Source organism: Streptomyces sp. SCSIO ZS0520 (assembly GCF_025643355.1).
In the GTDB taxonomy this organism is placed as follows: domain Bacteria; phylum Actinomycetota; class Actinomycetes; order Streptomycetales; family Streptomycetaceae; genus Streptomyces; species Streptomyces physcomitrii.
This window is the reverse complement of the sequence record NZ_CP092644.1, coordinates 5,065,315-5,080,526: the sequence shown is the minus strand read 5'-3', so window position 1 is coordinate 5,080,526 and position 15,212 is coordinate 5,065,315. Positions and strand designations below refer to the sequence as shown.

General features: G+C 66.8%; 25 protein-coding genes. All 25 read right to left on the bottom strand.

Annotated elements, in window-relative coordinates:
* Nucleotides 1–155: 155 nt before the first annotated feature.
* The 25 genes from map to tuf all read right to left on the bottom strand — a co-directional run bounded on the left by map (nt 156) and on the right by tuf (nt 15,137).
* Entirely contained in the window at nt 156–992 is an 837-nt protein-coding gene (gene map / locus MID12_RS20165; protein ID WP_040252711.1) for a type I methionyl aminopeptidase, read from the bottom strand.
* A 211-nt stretch (nt 993–1,203) separates the two neighbouring features.
* Nucleotides 1,204–1,869 (bottom strand): adenylate kinase, encoded by a 666-nt coding sequence (locus tag MID12_RS20160; RefSeq protein ID WP_040252709.1) that lies wholly within the window; start codon nt 1,867–1,869, stop codon nt 1,204–1,206.
* Nucleotides 1,869–3,182, bottom strand: coding sequence for a preprotein translocase subunit SecY (gene secY, locus MID12_RS20155; RefSeq protein WP_040252707.1), 1,314 nt, complete (start codon nt 3,180–3,182; stop codon nt 1,869–1,871). The genes MID12_RS20160 and secY overlap by 1 nt, the downstream gene beginning before the upstream one ends.
* A gap of 258 nt (nt 3,183–3,440) precedes the next feature.
* Nucleotides 3,441–3,896, bottom strand: a complete 456-nt coding sequence (rplO, locus tag MID12_RS20150) for a 50S ribosomal protein L15 (protein ID WP_040252705.1) — start codon at nt 3,894–3,896, stop codon at nt 3,441–3,443.
* A 2-nt stretch (nt 3,897–3,898) separates the two neighbouring features.
* Nucleotides 3,899–4,081: a 50S ribosomal protein L30 gene (rpmD, locus tag MID12_RS20145; RefSeq protein WP_040252703.1), complete on the bottom strand. Its 183-nt coding sequence runs from the start codon at nt 4,079–4,081 to the stop codon at nt 3,899–3,901.
* The gene (rpsE, locus tag MID12_RS20140) at nt 4,081–4,689 is read right to left on the bottom strand and encodes a 30S ribosomal protein S5 (RefSeq protein WP_005481208.1); all 609 of its coding nucleotides are present in this window, start codon (nt 4,687–4,689) and stop codon (nt 4,081–4,083) included. Before rpsE ends, rpmD begins: the two co-directional genes overlap by 1 nt.
* A 64-nt stretch (nt 4,690–4,753) precedes the next feature.
* The gene (rplR, locus tag MID12_RS20135; RefSeq protein ID WP_040252699.1) at nt 4,754–5,137 is read right to left on the bottom strand and encodes a 50S ribosomal protein L18; all 384 of its coding nucleotides are present in this window, start codon (nt 5,135–5,137) and stop codon (nt 4,754–4,756) included.
* A gap of 3 nt (nt 5,138–5,140) precedes the next feature.
* On the bottom strand, nt 5,141–5,680 hold the full coding sequence (rplF, locus tag MID12_RS20130) for a 50S ribosomal protein L6 (RefSeq protein ID WP_040252697.1): 540 nt from the start codon (nt 5,678–5,680) through the stop codon (nt 5,141–5,143).
* A gap of 20 nt (nt 5,681–5,700) precedes the next feature.
* Complete coding sequence (gene rpsH, locus MID12_RS20125; RefSeq protein ID WP_010986352.1) at nt 5,701–6,099, bottom strand: 30S ribosomal protein S8; 399 nt, start codon at nt 6,097–6,099, stop codon at nt 5,701–5,703.
* 232 nt (nt 6,100–6,331) lie between these two features.
* Nucleotides 6,332–6,517, bottom strand: a complete 186-nt coding sequence (locus tag MID12_RS20120; protein ID WP_003956452.1) for a type Z 30S ribosomal protein S14 — start codon at nt 6,515–6,517, stop codon at nt 6,332–6,334.
* A gap of 5 nt (nt 6,518–6,522) precedes the next feature.
* Complete coding sequence (gene rplE, locus MID12_RS20115; RefSeq protein ID WP_040252696.1) at nt 6,523–7,083, bottom strand: 50S ribosomal protein L5; 561 nt, start codon at nt 7,081–7,083, stop codon at nt 6,523–6,525.
* Complete coding sequence (rplX, locus tag MID12_RS20110) at nt 7,083–7,406, bottom strand: 50S ribosomal protein L24 (RefSeq protein ID WP_040252695.1); 324 nt, start codon at nt 7,404–7,406, stop codon at nt 7,083–7,085. The genes rplE and rplX overlap by 1 nt, the downstream gene beginning before the upstream one ends.
* A gap of 2 nt (nt 7,407–7,408) precedes the next feature.
* Nucleotides 7,409–7,777, bottom strand: coding sequence for a 50S ribosomal protein L14 (gene rplN, locus MID12_RS20105; RefSeq protein ID WP_003974257.1), 369 nt, complete (start codon nt 7,775–7,777; stop codon nt 7,409–7,411).
* Between the two features lie 154 nt (nt 7,778–7,931).
* Nucleotides 7,932–8,240 carry a 30S ribosomal protein S17 gene (gene rpsQ, locus MID12_RS20100; protein WP_040252692.1) on the bottom strand — a complete coding sequence of 103 codons (309 nt, stop codon included), beginning with the start codon at nt 8,238–8,240 and terminating at the stop codon, nt 7,932–7,934.
* The gene (gene rpmC / locus MID12_RS20095) at nt 8,240–8,464 is read right to left on the bottom strand and encodes a 50S ribosomal protein L29 (protein ID WP_003974259.1); all 225 of its coding nucleotides are present in this window, start codon (nt 8,462–8,464) and stop codon (nt 8,240–8,242) included. Before rpmC ends, rpsQ begins: the two co-directional genes overlap by 1 nt.
* On the bottom strand, nt 8,464–8,883 hold the full coding sequence (rplP, locus tag MID12_RS20090) for a 50S ribosomal protein L16 (RefSeq protein ID WP_040252689.1): 420 nt from the start codon (nt 8,881–8,883) through the stop codon (nt 8,464–8,466). The genes rpmC and rplP overlap by 1 nt, the downstream gene beginning before the upstream one ends.
* Nucleotides 8,884–8,888: 5 nt before the next feature.
* Nucleotides 8,889–9,728, bottom strand: coding sequence for a 30S ribosomal protein S3 (gene rpsC, locus MID12_RS20085; protein WP_040252687.1), 840 nt, complete (start codon nt 9,726–9,728; stop codon nt 8,889–8,891).
* The gene (gene rplV, locus MID12_RS20080) at nt 9,728–10,075 is read right to left on the bottom strand and encodes a 50S ribosomal protein L22 (RefSeq protein WP_040252685.1); all 348 of its coding nucleotides are present in this window, start codon (nt 10,073–10,075) and stop codon (nt 9,728–9,730) included. The genes rpsC and rplV overlap by 1 nt, the downstream gene beginning before the upstream one ends.
* 42 nt (nt 10,076–10,117) lie before the next feature.
* Entirely contained in the window at nt 10,118–10,399 is a 282-nt protein-coding gene (rpsS, locus tag MID12_RS20075; protein WP_010986346.1) for a 30S ribosomal protein S19, read from the bottom strand.
* Between the two features lie 12 nt (nt 10,400–10,411).
* Nucleotides 10,412–11,248, bottom strand: coding sequence for a 50S ribosomal protein L2 (gene rplB / locus MID12_RS20070; RefSeq protein WP_040252680.1), 837 nt, complete (start codon nt 11,246–11,248; stop codon nt 10,412–10,414).
* A gap of 38 nt (nt 11,249–11,286) precedes the next feature.
* Nucleotides 11,287–11,703 carry a 50S ribosomal protein L23 gene (gene rplW / locus MID12_RS20065; RefSeq protein ID WP_040252678.1) on the bottom strand — a complete coding sequence of 139 codons (417 nt, stop codon included), beginning with the start codon at nt 11,701–11,703 and terminating at the stop codon, nt 11,287–11,289.
* Nucleotides 11,703–12,356 carry a 50S ribosomal protein L4 gene (rplD, locus tag MID12_RS20060; RefSeq protein ID WP_040252676.1) on the bottom strand — a complete coding sequence of 218 codons (654 nt, stop codon included), beginning with the start codon at nt 12,354–12,356 and terminating at the stop codon, nt 11,703–11,705. The genes rplW and rplD overlap by 1 nt, the downstream gene beginning before the upstream one ends.
* 7 nt (nt 12,357–12,363) lie before the next feature.
* Nucleotides 12,364–13,008: a 50S ribosomal protein L3 gene (rplC, locus tag MID12_RS20055; RefSeq protein WP_040252674.1), complete on the bottom strand. Its 645-nt coding sequence runs from the start codon at nt 13,006–13,008 to the stop codon at nt 12,364–12,366.
* Between the two features lie 14 nt (nt 13,009–13,022).
* Nucleotides 13,023–13,331: a 30S ribosomal protein S10 gene (rpsJ, locus tag MID12_RS20050; protein WP_014054162.1), complete on the bottom strand. Its 309-nt coding sequence runs from the start codon at nt 13,329–13,331 to the stop codon at nt 13,023–13,025.
* 612 nt (nt 13,332–13,943) lie between these two features.
* Nucleotides 13,944–15,137, bottom strand: a complete 1,194-nt coding sequence (tuf, locus tag MID12_RS20045) for an elongation factor Tu (protein ID WP_040252668.1) — start codon at nt 15,135–15,137, stop codon at nt 13,944–13,946.
* Nucleotides 15,138–15,212: the final 75 nt, after the last annotated feature.

The following is a 15,212-nucleotide window of genomic DNA, read 5'->3' as shown; positions in this document are numbered from 1 at the left end:
CGTGAAGAGGACATGCAGGGACACGCGAGCCGACGAGTCAGTCTACGTCAGCGTCGAAGGAAAAACGAAATCGTGCGGCAAGAGAACAGGCTTCCCGCTCCCGGCGATCCTTAATCACCCCCGGGAACGGGCCGGAGCCCGGTCCGGGGCCGCCCTCAGCCCAGCGGATCCGGCGCCGGAGTCACCCCGTAGGCCGCCAGTCGCTCCCGGCCGCAGTCGGGGGCGGTGAGGACCAGCGGGCCCTGCTCGGTGATGGCCACCGAGTGCTCCCAGTGCGAGGACCAGCTGTCGTCCAGGGTGAGGACGGTCCAGTCGTCGGAGAGGGTCTTGGTCTTCGGGGTGCCGAGCGAGACCATCGGCTCGATCGCCAGGCACATCCCGGGCACCAGCTTCGGACCGCGGCCGCGGCGGCGCTCCACGTAGTTCAGCAGGTGCGGGTCCATGTGCATCTGGGTGCCGATGCCGTGGCCGCCGTAGTCCTCGATGATCCCGTACTTGCCGCCGCCCGGGCGCGGCTGGCGGCGGATGAAGGTCTCCACCGCGCGCGAGATGTCGACGAGCCGGTTGCCGGTCTTCATCGCGGCGATCCCGGCCCACATGGACTCCTCGGTCACCCGGGACAGCTCGGTCAGCTCGGGGGCGTGGCCGCTGCCGACGAAGGCGGTGAAGGCGGCGTCGCCGTGCCAGCCGTCCACGATGGCGCCGGCGTCGATGGAGATGATGTCGCCGTCCTTGAGGACGACGTCCGGGCTCGGGATGCCGTGCACGACGACCTCGTTGGGCGAGGTGCAGATGGTCGCCGGAAAGCCGCCGTAGCCGAGGAAGTTGGACTTCGCGCCGTGCTCCGCGAGCACCTTGCGCGCCACGTCGTCGAGGTCCTTGGTGCTCGCCCCCGGCACCGCCGCCTCGCGGGTGGCCCGGTGGATCTCGGCGACGACCAGCCCCGCCTCACGCATCTTCGCGATCTGCTCGGGGGTCTTGATCTCCACCATGGGGGCGTCGCCTCTTCGTCTCGGTACGGATCCGCGCGCACCCTGCGCGCGGCGCGGCCACCGCGGGCCGCAACCACCCATTGTGCACCGGCGCGCGGCGGCCCGGCCGCCGGCGGGGCTCCGGGCCCCGGCGCACGGCGCGAGGAAGGCCGCGGCCCCCGAGGGACCGCGGCCTTCCTTCCGTCCGTGCGCGCCTACTGCCTGTGCGTGCCTACTGCGCGGCGGTCTTCGCCGTCTGCAGGGCGTCCATCGCGCGCTTGGTGACCTCGTCCACCTTGCCGAGCGCGGGGATCGTGACGACCAGGCCCTGGGCCCGGTAGTAGTCGATGATCGGCTCGGTCTGCGTGTGGTAGACCTCCAGGCGCTTGCGGACGGTCTCCTCGCTGTCGTCCTCGCGCTGGTAGAGCTCGCCGCCGCAGACGTCGCAGACGCCTTCCTTCTTGGGCGCGCTGTACGTCACATGGAAGACGTGCGCCGAGTCCTTGCGGCAGATGCGGCGGCCCGCGATGCGCTTGACCACCTCGTCCTCGGGGACCTCCAGGTCGAGCACCGCGTCCAGCCGCATGCTCGCGTCCTTCAGCGTCTCGTCGAGCGCCTCGGCCTGGGACACATTGCGCGGGAAGCCGTCGAGCAGGAAGCCGTTCTCCGCGTCCGGCTGGTCCATGCGGTCCTTGGCCATCCCGATGGTGACCTCGTCGGGCACCAGATTCCCCGCGTCCATATAGGCCTTGGCCTGCTTGCCCAGCTCCGTGCCCTGGCTGATGTTGGCGCGGAAGAGGTCGCCCGTGGAGATGTGCGGAATCGACAGGTTCTTGGCCAGGAACGCGGCCTGCGTTCCCTTACCGGCGCCAGGCGGCCCGACGAGGACGATACGCATCAGCGGAGGAACCCTTCGTAATTGCGCTGCTGGAGCTGGCTCTCGATCTGCTTCACCGTCTCGAGGCCGACACCCACGATGATGAGGATGCTGGTCCCGCCGAAGGGGAAGTTCTGGTTTGCCCCGAAACCAACCAACGCCATCGTCGGCACAAGAGCGATCAGGCCCAGATACAGCGAACCCGGCCAGGTGATCCGGTTGAGTACGTAGCTCAGGTACTCAGCGGTCGGTCGGCCAGCCCGGATGCCCGGGATGAAGCCACCATACTTCTTCATGTTGTCCGCGACTTCCTCGGGGTTGAACGAGATCGCCACGTAGAAGAAGGCGAAGAACACGATCAACAGGAAGTACATGGTGATGTAAATCGGGTGGTCGCCCTTGGTGAGGTTCTGCTCGATCCAGGACTTCCAGCCGGACTTGTCGTCCGAGAACTGCGCGATGAGCGCCGGAATGTAGAGCAGCGACGAGGCGAAGATGACAGGAATCACACCCGCCTGGTTCACCTTCAGCGGGATGTACGTGGACGTACCCCCGTAGGACCGGCGGCCGATCATCCGCTTCGCGTACTGCACGGGGATGCGGCGCTGCGCCTGCTCGACGAAGACCACCAGGCCGACCATCACCAGGCCGACCAGGATCACGGTGCCGAACTCGATCCAGCCGCCGGCCAGGCTGCCCTGCTGCTTGATGGCCCACAGCGCGCTCGGGAAGGTCGCGGCGATCGAGATGAACATCAGGATCGACATGCCGTTGCCGATGCCGCGGTCGGTGATCAGCTCACCGAGCCACATGACCATGGCCGTACCGGCGGTCATCGTGATGACCATGGTGACGGTGACGAAGATCGACTGGTCCGGGACGATGTCGCCGGCCACCGGGCAGCCCTGGAAGAGCGCGCCGCTGCGGGCGGTGGCCACCAGGCCGGTGCCCTGCAGGATGGCGAGCGCCACCGTCAGGTAGCGGGTGTACTGCGTGATCTTCGCGGTACCCGACTGGCCTTCCTTCTTCAGGGCCTCCAGGCGCGGGATCACCACGGTCAGCAGCTGCAGAATGATGCTCGCCGTGATGTACGGCATGATGCCCAGCGCGAAGATGGTGATCTGAAGCAGCGCGCCACCACTGAACATGTTGACCAGACCGAAGAGACCGCTGTTGCCTTCAGCGATGTCCATGCAGGTCTGGACGTTCTTGTAGTCGACACCGGGGATCGGGATATGCGTACCGATCCGGTAGATGACGATGATGGCCAGCGTGAAGAGCAGCTTCTTGCGCAGGTCGGGCGTCTTGAACGCCCGGGCGAACGCGGTGAGCACGGTGCCTCCTGCGACCCCCGCGCTCATGCGTCAGAGGTGACGGTCTTGAGGTTCGACGATTGGGTACAGCCGGTGTTGGGCGGACCCGCCCGCTCGACTCGCCTTTCGGGCAGGCCGATCGGGCAGGGGTGTGCACCCAACCCCTTATAGCAACAGCGCACGCAACCTTACCTGCGACTGTGCCCCCCTTGGAACGACCAACCGGGGATACCCCTTATGTGGGGTATCCCCGGTCGGGATCGCTCATGTCACTCGGGCTCAGACGAGCTCGGTGACGGTACCGCCGGCGGCGGTGATCTTCTCCTTGGCGGAGCCGGAGACGGCGTCGACCGTCACCTGCAGCGCCACCGAGAGCTCGCCCTGGCCGAGGACCTTGACGAGGCTGTTCTTGCGGACCGCACCCTTGTCGACCAGGTCGGCAACGGTGACCTCTCCGCCCTCGGGGTAGAGCGCGGAGAGCTTGTCCAGGTTCACGACCTGGTACTCGGTCTTGAACGGGTTCTTGAAGCCCTTGAGCTTCGGGAGACGCATGTGGAGGGGCATCTGGCCACCCTCGAAGCGCTCCGGAACCTGGTAACGGGCCTTGGTGCCCTTGGTACCACGACCGGCCGTCTTACCCTTCGAGGCCTCACCGCGACCGACACGGGTCTTCGCGGTCTTGGCTCCGGGGGCGGGACGGAGGTTGTGGATCTTGAGCGGGTTCTGCTCCGCCATGATCAGTCGACCTCCTCGACCGTCACGAGGTGGCGGACGTGGCGCACCATGCCGCGGAACTCGGGGCGGTCCTCCTTGACGACCACGTCGTTGACCCTCTTCAGGCCAAGCGAACGCAGCGTGTCACGGTGGTTCTGCTTGCTGCCGATGTACGACTTCGTCTGCGTGATCTTGAGGCGGGCCATTACGCAGCACCCGCTCCCGCACGCGCACGCAGCAGAGCCGCGGGGGCGACGTCCTCGAGCGGCAGACCGCGGCGGGCCGCGATCTCCTCGGGACGCTGCAGGCCCTTGAGGGCCGCCACGGTGGCGTGCACGATGTTGATCGCGTTGGACGAGCCGAGCGACTTCGACAGGATGTCGTGAACACCGGCGCACTCGAGCACGGCACGCACCGGGCCACCGGCGATCACGCCGGTACCGGGGGAAGCAGGCTTGAGCAGGACGACGCCCGCGGCCTTCTCGCCCGTGATCGGGTGCGGGATGGTGCCCTGGATACGGGGGACCTTGAAGAAGTGCTTCTTGGCCTCCTCCACACCCTTGGCGATGGCGGCCGGCACCTCCTTGGCCTTGCCGTATCCGACACCCACGGTGCCGTCACCGTCGCCCACCACGACCAGCGCGGTGAAGCTGAAGCGACGACCACCCTTCACAACCTTGGCGACGCGGTTGATCGCGACAACGCGCTCAACGTACGCGGTCTTCTCGGCGGCAGCAGCGCCGCCGTCACGGCCCTTCCGGTCCCGCCGCTCGCCGCCACCGGCACCGCTGCCGCGGCGCTGGGGTCCAGCCATTGGAATTACCTCTCTCTGTTTCCGCTAGCTACGCAGCAACAAAAGTCGCTGCTGCGACGGGGGCTCAGAACTTGAGCCCGGCTTCGCGGGCGGCGTCCGCCAGGGCGGCGATGCGCCCCGCGTACTGGTTGCCACCGCGGTCGAATACGACGGCCTCGACACCCGCGGCCTTGGCGCGCTCGGCGACGAGTGCGCCGACCTTGCCGGCCTGCGCGGACTTGTCGTCCTCGCCGCTGCGGATCGACGTGTCCAGGGTCGACGCCGACGCCAGGGTGTGACCCTTGATGTCGTCGATGACCTGGGCCACGATGTGGCGGTTCGAGCGCGTCACGACGAGGCGCGGACGCTCGGCCGTACCCGAGATCCTCTTGCGGATGCGGATGTGGCGGCGCTTGATGGCAGCGCCCTTGTAGGCCTTGCCCTTGGCGATCTTCACACCGTATGCCATGGCTTACTTACCCGCCTTTCCGACCTTGCGGCGGATGACTTCGCCCTCGTACTTGACGCCCTTGGCCTTGTACGGGTCGGGCTTGCGCAGCTTGCGGATGTTGGCCGCAACCTCGCCGACCTTCTGCTTGTCGATGCCCTCGACCGAGAGCTTGGTCGGGGACTCCACCTTGAAGGTGATGCCCTCCGGGGCCTCGACCAGGATCGGGTGGCTGTAGCCCAGCGAGAACTCCAGGTTGGAGCCCTTCGCGAGGACGCGGTAGCCGACACCGCTGATCTCGAGCTTCTTCACGTATCCCTGGGTCACACCGGTGATCATGTTCGCCACCAGCGTGCGGGACAGGCCGTGCAGGGCCTTGTTCTGACGCTCGTCGTTGGGGCGGGTGACGTTGAGAACGCCGTCCTCACCCTTGGCGATGCCGATCGGCGCCACGATCGTGTGGGAGAGGGAGCCCTTGGGACCCTTCACACTCACGGTGCTGCCGTCGATGGTGACGTCCACGCCGGTGGGAACCGGGATGGGGAGCTTGCCGATGCGCGACATTGCTATTCCTCCGTTCCCGATTACCAGACGTAGGCGAGGACTTCCCCGCCCACACCCTTCTTGCCTGCCTGCTTGTCGGTGAGCAGACCGTGCGACGTGGAGATGATGGCCACGCCCAGGCCGCCGAGCACCTTCGGCAGGTTGGTGGACTTCGCGTACACCCGGAGACCGGGCTTGGAGATCCGCTTGATGCCCGCGATGGAGCGCTCACGGTTGGGGCCGAACTTCAGCTCCAGGACGAGGTTCTTGCCGACCTCGGCGTCCTCGACCTTCCAGCCCGTGATGAAGCCCTCCTGCTGGAGGATCTCCGCGATGTGCGACTTGATCTTGCTGTGCGGCATACCCACGGTGTCGTGGTACGCCGAGTTCGCGTTACGCAGACGAGTCAGCATGTCCGCGATCGGATCAGTCATGGTCATGAATTGGCCTTCGGCCTCTCTCGCCGGGGTTTCCTGTATGCGCCATCCCTCTCCCCGCTCATGGGCGGGACGGGTGCGGCGCGGGGACCTACGGCGTAGTAAGCGTTGACTTGCGGGCAGGAGCCCGCGGACGGGCGGCAGAGGCCCAACCCCCCAAGCCTAGGGCATGCGGGGAGGGCCTTCTGCCAGACCCTTTGCTTACCGAGAGCTTCCGGTGATCCCTGAAGGGGATTTACCAGGAGCTCTTGGTCACGCCCGGCAGTTCACCGCGGTGAGCCATCTCACGAAGGCAGACGCGGCACAGGCCGAACTTGCGGTACACGGAGTGCGGGCGGCCACAGCGCTGGCAGCGGGTGTAGGCACGCACACCGAACTTGGGCTTACGAGCAGCCTTGGCAATCAGAGCCTTCTTCGCCATCTCGCTCACGCCTCCTTGAACGGGAAGCCGAGGTGACGAAGGAGCGCGCGGCCCTCAGCGTCGTTGGTCGCCGTGGTGACCACGGTGATGTCCATACCCCGGACGCGGTCGATCTTGTCCTGGTCGATCTCGTGGAACATGACCTGCTCCGTGAGACCGAAGGTGTAGTTGCCACGGCCGTCGAACTGCTTGGGGGACAGACCGCGGAAGTCGCGGATGCGCGGGAGCGCCAGCGACAGGGTGCGGTCCAGGAACTCCCACATGCGGTCGCCACGAAGCGTGACGTGGGCACCGATCGGCTGGCCCTCGCGCAGCTTGAACTGCGCGATGGACTTACGGGCCTTGGTGACGGCCGGCTTCTGACCGGTGATCGTGGTGAGGTCCTTGATGGCGCCCTCGATCAGCTTGGAGTCGCGGGCGGCGTCGCCCACACCCATGTTGACCACGATCTTGACGAGGCCCGGAACCTGCATGACGTTCTCGTACGAGAACTCCTCACGCAGCTTGCCGGCGATTTCCTCGCGGTACTTGAGCTTCAGGCGGGGGGAAGTGGTGGTGGCAGTCATCAGATGTCCTCACCGGTCCGCTTGGCAACGCGGATCTTGTTGCCGTCCTCGTCGAAGCGGTAGCCGACGCGGGTGACGACCTTGTTGCCGTCCTTCTCCACGACCAGCTGCACGTTGGACACGTGCACAGGCGCCTCGGTGGTCACGATGCCGCCGGCCTGCGAGCCGGAGGCGGTGGGACCGGCCTTGGTGTGCTTCTTGACCCGGTTGACACCCTCGACCAGGACGCGCTCCTCGCGCGGGAAAGCGGCAATGACCTTGCCCTGCTTGCCCTTGTCCTTACCGGTGATGACCTGGACCAGGTCGCCCTTCTTGATCTTCATGCTTACAGCACCTCCGGCGCGAGCGAGATGATCTTCATGAACTTCTTCTCGCGCAGCTCACGGCCGACCGGGCCGAAGATACGGGTGCCGCGAGGGTCGCCGTCGTTCTTGAGAATGACGGCGGCGTTCTCGTCGAAGCGGATGTACGAGCCGTCGGGACGGCGGCGCTCCTTGACGGTGCGAACGATGACCGCCTTGACGACGTCACCCTTCTTCACGTTGCCACCGGGGATCGCGTCCTTGACGGTGGCGACGATGACGTCACCGATGCCCGCGTAGCGGCGACCGGAACCACCGAGAACACGGATGGTGAGGATTTCCTTCGCACCCGTGTTGTCGGCGACACGCAGTCGCGACTCCTGCTGGATCACGTCTATCTCCTGAATGTCTGCCGGTTCCCGGCGAGAAGCGCGAATGCCTCGCACTTCTCGCCGAGCCTGGCGGAACGAACCCGAGGGAAACCCCTCAGGCAATTTTTCGAATCAAGAACTCCGGGCCGGTTCCGGTGAGGGAACCGGCGGGGAATTACTTGGCCTTCTCGAGGATCTCGACGATGCGCCAGCGCTTCGTCGCGGACAGCGGCCGGGTCTCCATGAGGAGGACGCGGTCGCCGACGCCCGCAGCGTTCTGCTCGTCGTGCGCCTTGAGCTTGTTCGTACGGCGGATGACCTTGCCGTACAGCGCGTGCTTCACGCGGTCCTCGACGGCGACGACGACGGTCTTGTCCATCTTGTCGCTGACGACCAGGCCCTCGCGGGTCTTGCGGAAACCGCGCGCGGTCTTCCCCGCGGCGGAGCCGCTGTTGGATTCAGTAGTCACGTTGCTCTCGCTCATCAGGCGCTCTCCACCGTCTCGATGCCCAGCTCGCGCTCACGCATGAGGGTGTAGATCCGCGCGATGTCCTTGCGGACGGCCTTGAGCCGGCCGTGGTTCTCGAGCTGTCCGGTCGCCGCCTGGAAGCGGAGGTTGAACAGCTCTTCCTTGGCCTCGCGAAGCTTCGCCAGAAGCTCCTCGTTGCCCAGCTCGCGCAGCTCGGACGCCTTGGTACCGGCCGACATCACGCTTCACCTGCCTCGCGCCGGACAATGCGGCACTTCATCGGAAGCTTGTGAGCAGCGCGGGTAAGCGCCTCACGCGCAATCTTCTCGTTCGGGTAGGACAGTTCGAACATCACCCGTCCCGGGTGAACGTTCGCGACCCACCACTCCGGCGAACCCTTACCGGAACCCATGCGGGTCTCGGCGGGCTTCTTCGTCAGCGGGCGGTCCGGGTAGATGTTGATCCAGACCTTGCCGCCACGCTTGATGTGACGGGTCATGGCGATACGCGCGGCCTCGATCTGACGGTTCGTCACATAGGCCGGGGTCACCGCCTGAATACCGTACTCACCGAACGCAACCGTCGTACCGCCCTTGGCCTGACCACGGCGCTTCGGGTGGTGCTGCTTGCGGTGCTTGACCCTGCGGGGGATCAGCATTTCGGTCAGGCCTCCGTTCCGCCGCTAGAAGGGGTGGCGGCCTCAGCAGCGGCGGGAGCCTCGGCCTTGGGGGCCTCGGCGGCCGGAGCCGACTGCTGGGGCTTGCGGCCGCGTCCGCCACGCTCGCCACCGCGGCCACCGCGGGCCGGGCGGTCGCTGCCGCCGCGGGCCGGACGGTTGCCGGCACGGGCCGCGGCGTTCTCGGCGCGGACCTCGGCGATGTTCTTGACGTCGCCCTTGTAGATCCAGACCTTCACGCCGATGCGGCCGAAGGTGGTCTTGGCCTCGAAGAAGCCGTAGTCGACGTTCGCGCGGAGCGTGTGCAGGGGCACGCGGCCCTCGCGGTAGAACTCCGAGCGGGACATCTCGGCGCCGCCGAGACGGCCGCCGCACTGGATCTTGATGCCCTTGGCGCCGGCCTTCATCGCCGTCTGCATGCTCTTGCGCATGGCACGGCGGAAGGAGACGCGGGAGGACAGCTGCTCGGCAACGGCCTGGGCGACCAGCTGGGCATCGGTCTCGGGGTTCTTGACCTCGAGGATGTTCAGCTGGACCTGCTTGCCGGTGAGCTTCTCGAGGTCACCGCGGATGCGGTCGGCCTCGGCGCCGCGGCGGCCGATGACGATGCCCGGGCGGGCGGTGTGGATGTCCACGCGGACGCGGTCACGGGTGCGCTCGATCTCCACCTTGGAGATGCCGGCGCGCTCCATGCCGGACGTCATCATCCGGCGGATGGCGACGTCTTCCTTGACGTAGTCCTTGTAGAGCTTGTCGGCGTACCAGCGCGACTTGAAGTCGGTGGTGACACCGAGCCGGAACCCGTGCGGGTTTACCTTCTGGCCCATTACCGGGTTCCTTCCTTGCTGCTGACGACCACGGTGATGTGGCTGGTCCGCTTGCGGATCCGGTAGGCGCGGCCCTGGGCGCGCGGCCGGAACCGCTTCAGGGTCGGGCCCTCGTCGACGTACGCCTCGGAGATGAAGAGGCTGTCGGCGTCGGTGTGGTCGTAGTTGTGCGCGGCGTTGGCGATGGCGCTGTCCAGCACCTTGCCGACCGGCACGCTCGCGGCCTGCGGGGCGAAACGCAGGACCGCCTGAGCCTCCGTGGCGTCCATGCCACGGATGAGGTCCACCACGCGGCGGGCCTTCATGGGCGTGACGCGGATGAACCGCGCCTGGGCCCTGGCTTCCATGGTTGTCCCTTCGGTGTTTGTCATGATCGTTTCCACCCCGCCTTAGCGGCGCTTCGACTTCCGGTCGTCCTTGACGTGGCCGCGGAAGGTGCGAGTCGGCGAGAACTCGCCGAGCTTGTGGCCGACCATCGACTCGGTGACGAACACCGGGATGTGGGTCTTGCCGTTGTGCACCGCGATCGTGTGGCCGAGCATGGCCGGGATGATCATCGAGCGACGGGACCAGGTCTTGATGACGTTCTTGGAACCGGCTTCGTTCTGGGCGTCCACCTTCTTGATCAGGTGGTCGTCGACGAAGGGCCCCTTCTTGAGACTGCGCGGCATCTGAACCCGCTCCTAGCGCTTCTTGTTCGTCTTGCGGCGGCGGACGATGTACTTGTTGCTCGCCTTCTTGGGAGAACGAGTACGACCCTCCTTCTGACCCCACGGGCTGACCGGGTGGCGACCACCGGAGGTCTTGCCCTCACCACCACCGTGCGGGTGGTCAACCGGGTTCATCGCCACACCGCGGACGGTCGGGCGGACGCCGAGCCAGCGCTTGCGGCCGGCCTTGCCCCAGTTGATGTTCGACTGCTCGGCGTTGCCGACCTCGCCGACGGTGGCGCGGCAGCGCACGTCGACCAGGCGGATCTCACCGGACGGCATACGGAGGTGCGCCATCGCGCCCTCCTTGGCGAGCAGCTGCACCGAGGCACCGGCCGAGCGCGCGAACTTGGCGCCGCCGCCGGGGCGGAGCTCGATCGCGTGCAGGGTCGTACCGACCGGGATGTTGCGGAGCGCCAGGTTGTTGCCCGGCTTGATGTCGGCGCCCGGGCCGTTCTCGACGCGGTCGCCCTGCCCGAGGCCGCGCGGCGCGAGGATGTAGCGCTTCTCGCCGTCGGCGTAGTGCAGCAGCGCGATGCGCGCGGTGCGGTTGGGGTCGTACTCGATGTGCGCGACCTTCGCCGGCACGCCGTCCTTGTCGTGACGACGGAAGTCGATCACGCGGTAGGCGCGCTTGTGTCCGCCACCCTGGTGGCGAACGGTCACACGACCGGTGTTGTTACGGCCGCCCTTGCTGTGCAGCGGGCGGACCAGCGACTTCTCCGGCGTGGACCGCGTGACCTCGACGAAGTCGGCGACGCTGGAGCCACGACGGCCCGGAGTCGTCGGCTTGTACTTGCGGATACCCATTTCTCAGTCCTCGTCCGATATCGGACCAGGGCACTCCGTTAGGAGGCCTGGCCGAAGATGTCGATACGGTCGCCCTCGGCGAGGGTCACGATCGCGCGCTTGCTGTCGGCACGCTTGCCGAAGCCGGTGCGGGTCCGCTTGCGCTTGCCCTGGCGGTTGATCGTGTTGACCCCGGTGACCTTGACCGAGAAGACCGCCTGGACGGCCTCCTTGATCTGGGTCTTGTTGGCACGCGGGTCCACGACGAAGGTGTACTTGCCCTCGTCGAGCAGCGCGTAGCTCTTCTCGGAGACGACCGGCTTGAGCAGCACGTCACGGGGGTCCGTGAAGCTCTTGCTCAGCGGCGTCTCGACGGTGTTCTTGCCCTCGGTGGCGTGGCGCTTCGCCTTGGCGACGCGCGCGGCCTTCGCGGCCTTGGCGGCCTTGGGCGCAATGCTCGGGTGACGCGTAGCCATCAGGCCTCGCTCCCTTCGGTCTGGTCAGCCTTCTGCGGGCCGGACACGAAGGACTCCAGAGCGGCCTGGGTGAAGACCACGTCGTCGGAGCGCATCACGTCGTACGTGTTCAGCTGGCCCGGCTCCAGGATGTGCACCTGGGGCAGGTTGCGGGCGGACAGCCACGCGGCCTCGTCCGCACGCTCGACGACCAGGAGCAGGTTCTTGCGCTCCGAGATCTTGCCGAACAGGGACTTCGCGGCCTTGGTGGAGATGTCGCCGTCGACCACGCCGGAGACGACGTGGATGCGGCTGTTGCGCGCCCGGTCGGTGAGGGCACCGCGCAGGGCGGCGGCCTTCATCTTCTTCGGGGTCCGCTGCGAGTAGTCACGCGGCACGGGGCCGTGGACGACGCCACCGCCGGCGAACTGCGGCGCACGGGTCGAGCCCTGACGCGCGCGGCCGGTGCCCTTCTGGCGGTAGGGCTTCTTGCCACCACCGCGGACCTCGCCACGGGTCTTGGTCTTGTGCGTGCCCTGGCGGGCAGCGGCCAGCTGGGCGACGACGACCTGGTGGATCAGCGGGATGCTGACCTTCGCGTCGAAGATCTCCGCGGGGAGCTCGACGGTCCCGGCCTTGTCGCCTGCCGGCGAAAGGATGTCAACAGTGCTCATCGTTACCTCAGGCCCCCTTGGCCGCGGTGCGGACCAGGACGAGGCCGCCGTTCGGACCGGGAACCGCGCCCTTGATGAGCAGCAGACCCTTCTCCGCGTCAACGGCGTGGACGGTCAGGTTCTGGGTGGTGACCCGCTCGTTGCCCATGCGGCCCGCCATGCGCAGGCCCTTGAACACGCGGCCCGGGGTGGCGCAGCCGCCGATGGAACCGGGCGAGCGGTGCTTGCGCTGGGTGCCGTGACCGGCGCCGAGGCCCTTGAAGTTGTGACGCTTCATGACACCGGCGAAGCCCTTGCCCTTGCTCTTGCCGGTCACGTCGACCTTGAGGCCGGCCTCGAAGGTCTCGGCGGTCAGCTCCTGGCCGAGGGTGTACTCGCCGGCGTCGGCGGTACGGATCTCGACGAGGTGGCGACGGGGGGTGACGTCGGCCTTGGCGAAGTGGCCCTTGAGGGGCTTGTTCACCTTGCGCGGGTCGATCTCGCCGAAGGCGATCTGGACCGACTCGTAGCCGTCACTGTCATTCGTACGGACCTGGGTAACGACACAGGGCCCGGCCTTGACCACGGTCACCGGGACGACACGGTTGTTCTCGTCCCAGACCTGGGTCATGCCGAGCTTCTCGCCCAGGATGCCCTTGATCTGCTTGGTCATCTCTTCCGCGCCTCTCAGAGCTTGATCTCGATGTCGACGCCGGCCGGAAGGTCCAGGCGCATCAGCGAGTCAACGGTCTTGGGCGTCGGGTCGAGGATGTCGATCAGGCGCTTGTGCGTACGCATCTCGAAGTGCTCGCGCGCGTCCTTGTACTTGTGCGGCGACTTGATGACGCAGTACACGTTCTTCTCAGTGGGCAGCGGCACCGGGCCCGCGACCGACGCACCAGTACGCGTCACCGTCTCGACGATCTTCTTCGCCGAGGAGTCGATGACCTCGTGGTCGTAGGCCTTGAGCCGGATGCGGATCTTCTGTCCCGCCATGGCTACTTCGTAGTCCTGTCTCTCGTCAACGCTCTGGAACCCGGGGGCTTTCCTGCCGCCCCGCCTCCGACCCACGCGGTCGGGCGTGTCGCGCTCCGCCTGACAGGGATGTCCCGAAGGCCTTCCCTGCCGAGGGATCGCGATCGACGACCGCGGAACCGGGGGTGAGACACCCACCGGGCGCCCTGGCCGAGGCACCCCACCGCACTTCCCGAAAGATTCCCGTACGTCCGCCCCAGCGCTGCCCACAGGACCGAAGTCCTGCAAAGAACTGGCAGTTGGGACGACGAGTACTGTGGGACTCGCTTCCGGTCCTCCCGGCGGGAGGCGCGCAGCATCGGCACTCAACCGAGCAACCCCGATAGTTTGCCATACGGGACAGGGCCCTGGCCAATCGGGTCGTAAACCCTACCCCGGGGGGCGCGAGTTTCAAACGCACGCCGGGCGCACGGGCCGTTCACCCGGAGCCCGGGCGGGCCGCGCCCCCCTTCCGGCACAAGGCGCGGACAGGCGAAAGGGCCCGTACGGCACCGCGGTCTCCCACGGTCCGTACGGGCCCTTCCCGGTTGCTCAGCGAGCTACCAGGCACTCAGGCCAACAGGCAAGCGGAGCTTACTTGTTGATCTTGGTGACCTGGCCGGCACCCACGGTCCGGCCACCCTCGCGGATGGCGAACTTCAGGCCCTCCTCCATGGCGACGGGCTGGATCAGCTCGACGGTCATTTCGGTGTTGTCGCCCGGCATGACCATCTCGGTGCCCTCGGGGAGGGTCACGACGCCGGTCACGTCAGTCGTACGGAAGTAGAACTGCGGGCGGTAGTTGTTGAAGAAGGGGGTGTGACGGCCACCCTCGTCCTTCGACAGGATGTAGGCCTGGGCCTCGAACTCGGTGTGCGGGGTGACCGAACCGGGCTTGATGATGACCTGGCCGCGCTCGACGTCCTCGCGCTTGATGCCGCGGAGCAGGAGGCCGACGTTCTCACCGGCCTGGCCCTCGTCGAGCAGCTTGCGGAACATCTCGATGCCGGTGACCGTGGTGGTGGTCTTCTCGGTCTTGATGCCGATGATGTCGACGGTCTCGTTGACCTTGAGGATGCCGCGCTCGATACGACCGGTGACGACGGTGCCACGACCGGTGATCGTGAAGACGTCCTCGATCGGCATCAGGAACGGCTTGTCGACGTCGCGCTCGGGCTCCGGGATGGACTCGTCGACGGCCTTCATCAGGTTGAGGACCGACTCGCCCCACTCCTTGTCGCCCTCGAGCGCCTTCAGAGCGGAGACCTTGACGACCGGAACGTCGTCGCCCGGGAACTCGTACTCGGAGAGGAGCTCACGGACCTCGAGCTCGACGAGCTCCAGGATCTCCTCGTCGTCCACCATGTCGGCCTTGTTCAGGGCGACGACGATGTACGGGACGCCGACCTGGCGGGCCAGGAGCACGTGCTCCTTGGTCTGCGGCATCGGGCCGTCGGTGGCGGCGACCACGAGGATGGCGCCGTCCATCTGCGCCGCACCCGTGATCATGTTCTTGATGTAGTCCGCGTGACCGGGGCAGTCGACGTGCGCGTAGTGACGCGTCTCCGTCTGGTACTCGACGTGCGCGATGGAGATGGTGATACCGCGCTGGCGCTCCTCAGGAGCCTTGTCGATCTGGTCGAAGGCCGAGGCCTCGTTCAGGTCCGGGTACGCGTCGTGCAGCACCTTGGTAATGGCGGCCGTGAGGGTCGTCTTACCGTGGTCGATGTGACCGATGGTGCCGATGTTGACGTGCGGCTTAGTCCGCTCGAACTTCGCCTTCGCCACTGGGGTCCTCCTGTGGAGTGGTTCTGAACGCCTTGCTTCATCGGCGCCAGGTGATCTTTGCTGGAAAGTCCGGGC

Bases quoted from the DNA above. Each gene is read 5' to 3' on its own strand.
- rplF (WP_040252697.1), bottom strand. From the start codon at position 5,680: ATGTCGCGCATCGGCAAGCTCCCCATCCCGGTTCCCACCGGCGTGGAC.
- rplV (WP_040252685.1), bottom strand. From the start codon at position 10,075: ATGGAAGCCAGGGCCCAGGCGCGGTTCATCCGCGTCACGCCCATGAAG.
- rplW (WP_040252678.1), bottom strand. From the start codon at position 11,703: ATGGCTACGCGTCACCCGAGCATTGCGCCCAAGGCCGCCAAGGCCGCG.
- rpsS (WP_010986346.1), bottom strand. From the start codon at position 10,399: ATGCCGCGCAGTCTCAAGAAGGGGCCCTTCGTCGACGACCACCTGATC.
- rplB (WP_040252680.1), bottom strand. From the start codon at position 11,248: ATGGGTATCCGCAAGTACAAGCCGACGACTCCGGGCCGTCGTGGCTCC.
- rpsQ (WP_040252692.1), bottom strand. From the start codon at position 8,240: ATGAGCGAGAGCAACGTGACTACTGAATCCAACAGCGGCTCCGCCGCG.
- rpmC (WP_003974259.1), bottom strand. From the start codon at position 8,464: ATGTCGGCCGGTACCAAGGCGTCCGAGCTGCGCGAGCTGGGCAACGAG.
- rplC (WP_040252674.1), bottom strand. From the start codon at position 13,008: ATGACCAAGCAGATCAAGGGCATCCTGGGCGAGAAGCTCGGCATGACC.
- rplP (WP_040252689.1), bottom strand. From the start codon at position 8,883: ATGCTGATCCCCCGCAGGGTCAAGCACCGCAAGCAGCACCACCCGAAG.
- rpsE (WP_005481208.1), bottom strand. From the start codon at position 4,689: ATGGCTGGACCCCAGCGCCGCGGCAGCGGTGCCGGTGGCGGCGAGCGG.
- map (WP_040252711.1), bottom strand. From the start codon at position 992: ATGGTGGAGATCAAGACCCCCGAGCAGATCGCGAAGATGCGTGAGGCG.
- rplE (WP_040252696.1), bottom strand. From the start codon at position 7,083: ATGACTGCCACCACCACTTCCCCCCGCCTGAAGCTCAAGTACCGCGAG.
- rplX (WP_040252695.1), bottom strand. From the start codon at position 7,406: ATGAAGATCAAGAAGGGCGACCTGGTCCAGGTCATCACCGGTAAGGAC.
- MID12_RS20160 (WP_040252709.1), bottom strand. From the start codon at position 1,869: ATGCGTATCGTCCTCGTCGGGCCGCCTGGCGCCGGTAAGGGAACGCAG.
- rplD (WP_040252676.1), bottom strand. From the start codon at position 12,356: ATGAGCACTGTTGACATCCTTTCGCCGGCAGGCGACAAGGCCGGGACC.
- rpsJ (WP_014054162.1), bottom strand. From the start codon at position 13,331: ATGGCGGGACAGAAGATCCGCATCCGGCTCAAGGCCTACGACCACGAG.
- rplO (WP_040252705.1), bottom strand. From the start codon at position 3,896: ATGGCGGAGCAGAACCCGCTCAAGATCCACAACCTCCGTCCCGCCCCC.
- rpmD (WP_040252703.1), bottom strand. From the start codon at position 4,081: ATGGCCCGCCTCAAGATCACGCAGACGAAGTCGTACATCGGCAGCAAG.
- rplR (WP_040252699.1), bottom strand. From the start codon at position 5,137: ATGGCATACGGTGTGAAGATCGCCAAGGGCAAGGCCTACAAGGGCGCT.
- rpsH (WP_010986352.1), bottom strand. From the start codon at position 6,099: ATGACCATGACTGATCCGATCGCGGACATGCTGACTCGTCTGCGTAAC.
- MID12_RS20120 (WP_003956452.1), bottom strand. From the start codon at position 6,517: ATGGCGAAGAAGGCTCTGATTGCCAAGGCTGCTCGTAAGCCCAAGTTC.
- rpsC (WP_040252687.1), bottom strand. From the start codon at position 9,728: ATGGGCCAGAAGGTAAACCCGCACGGGTTCCGGCTCGGTGTCACCACC.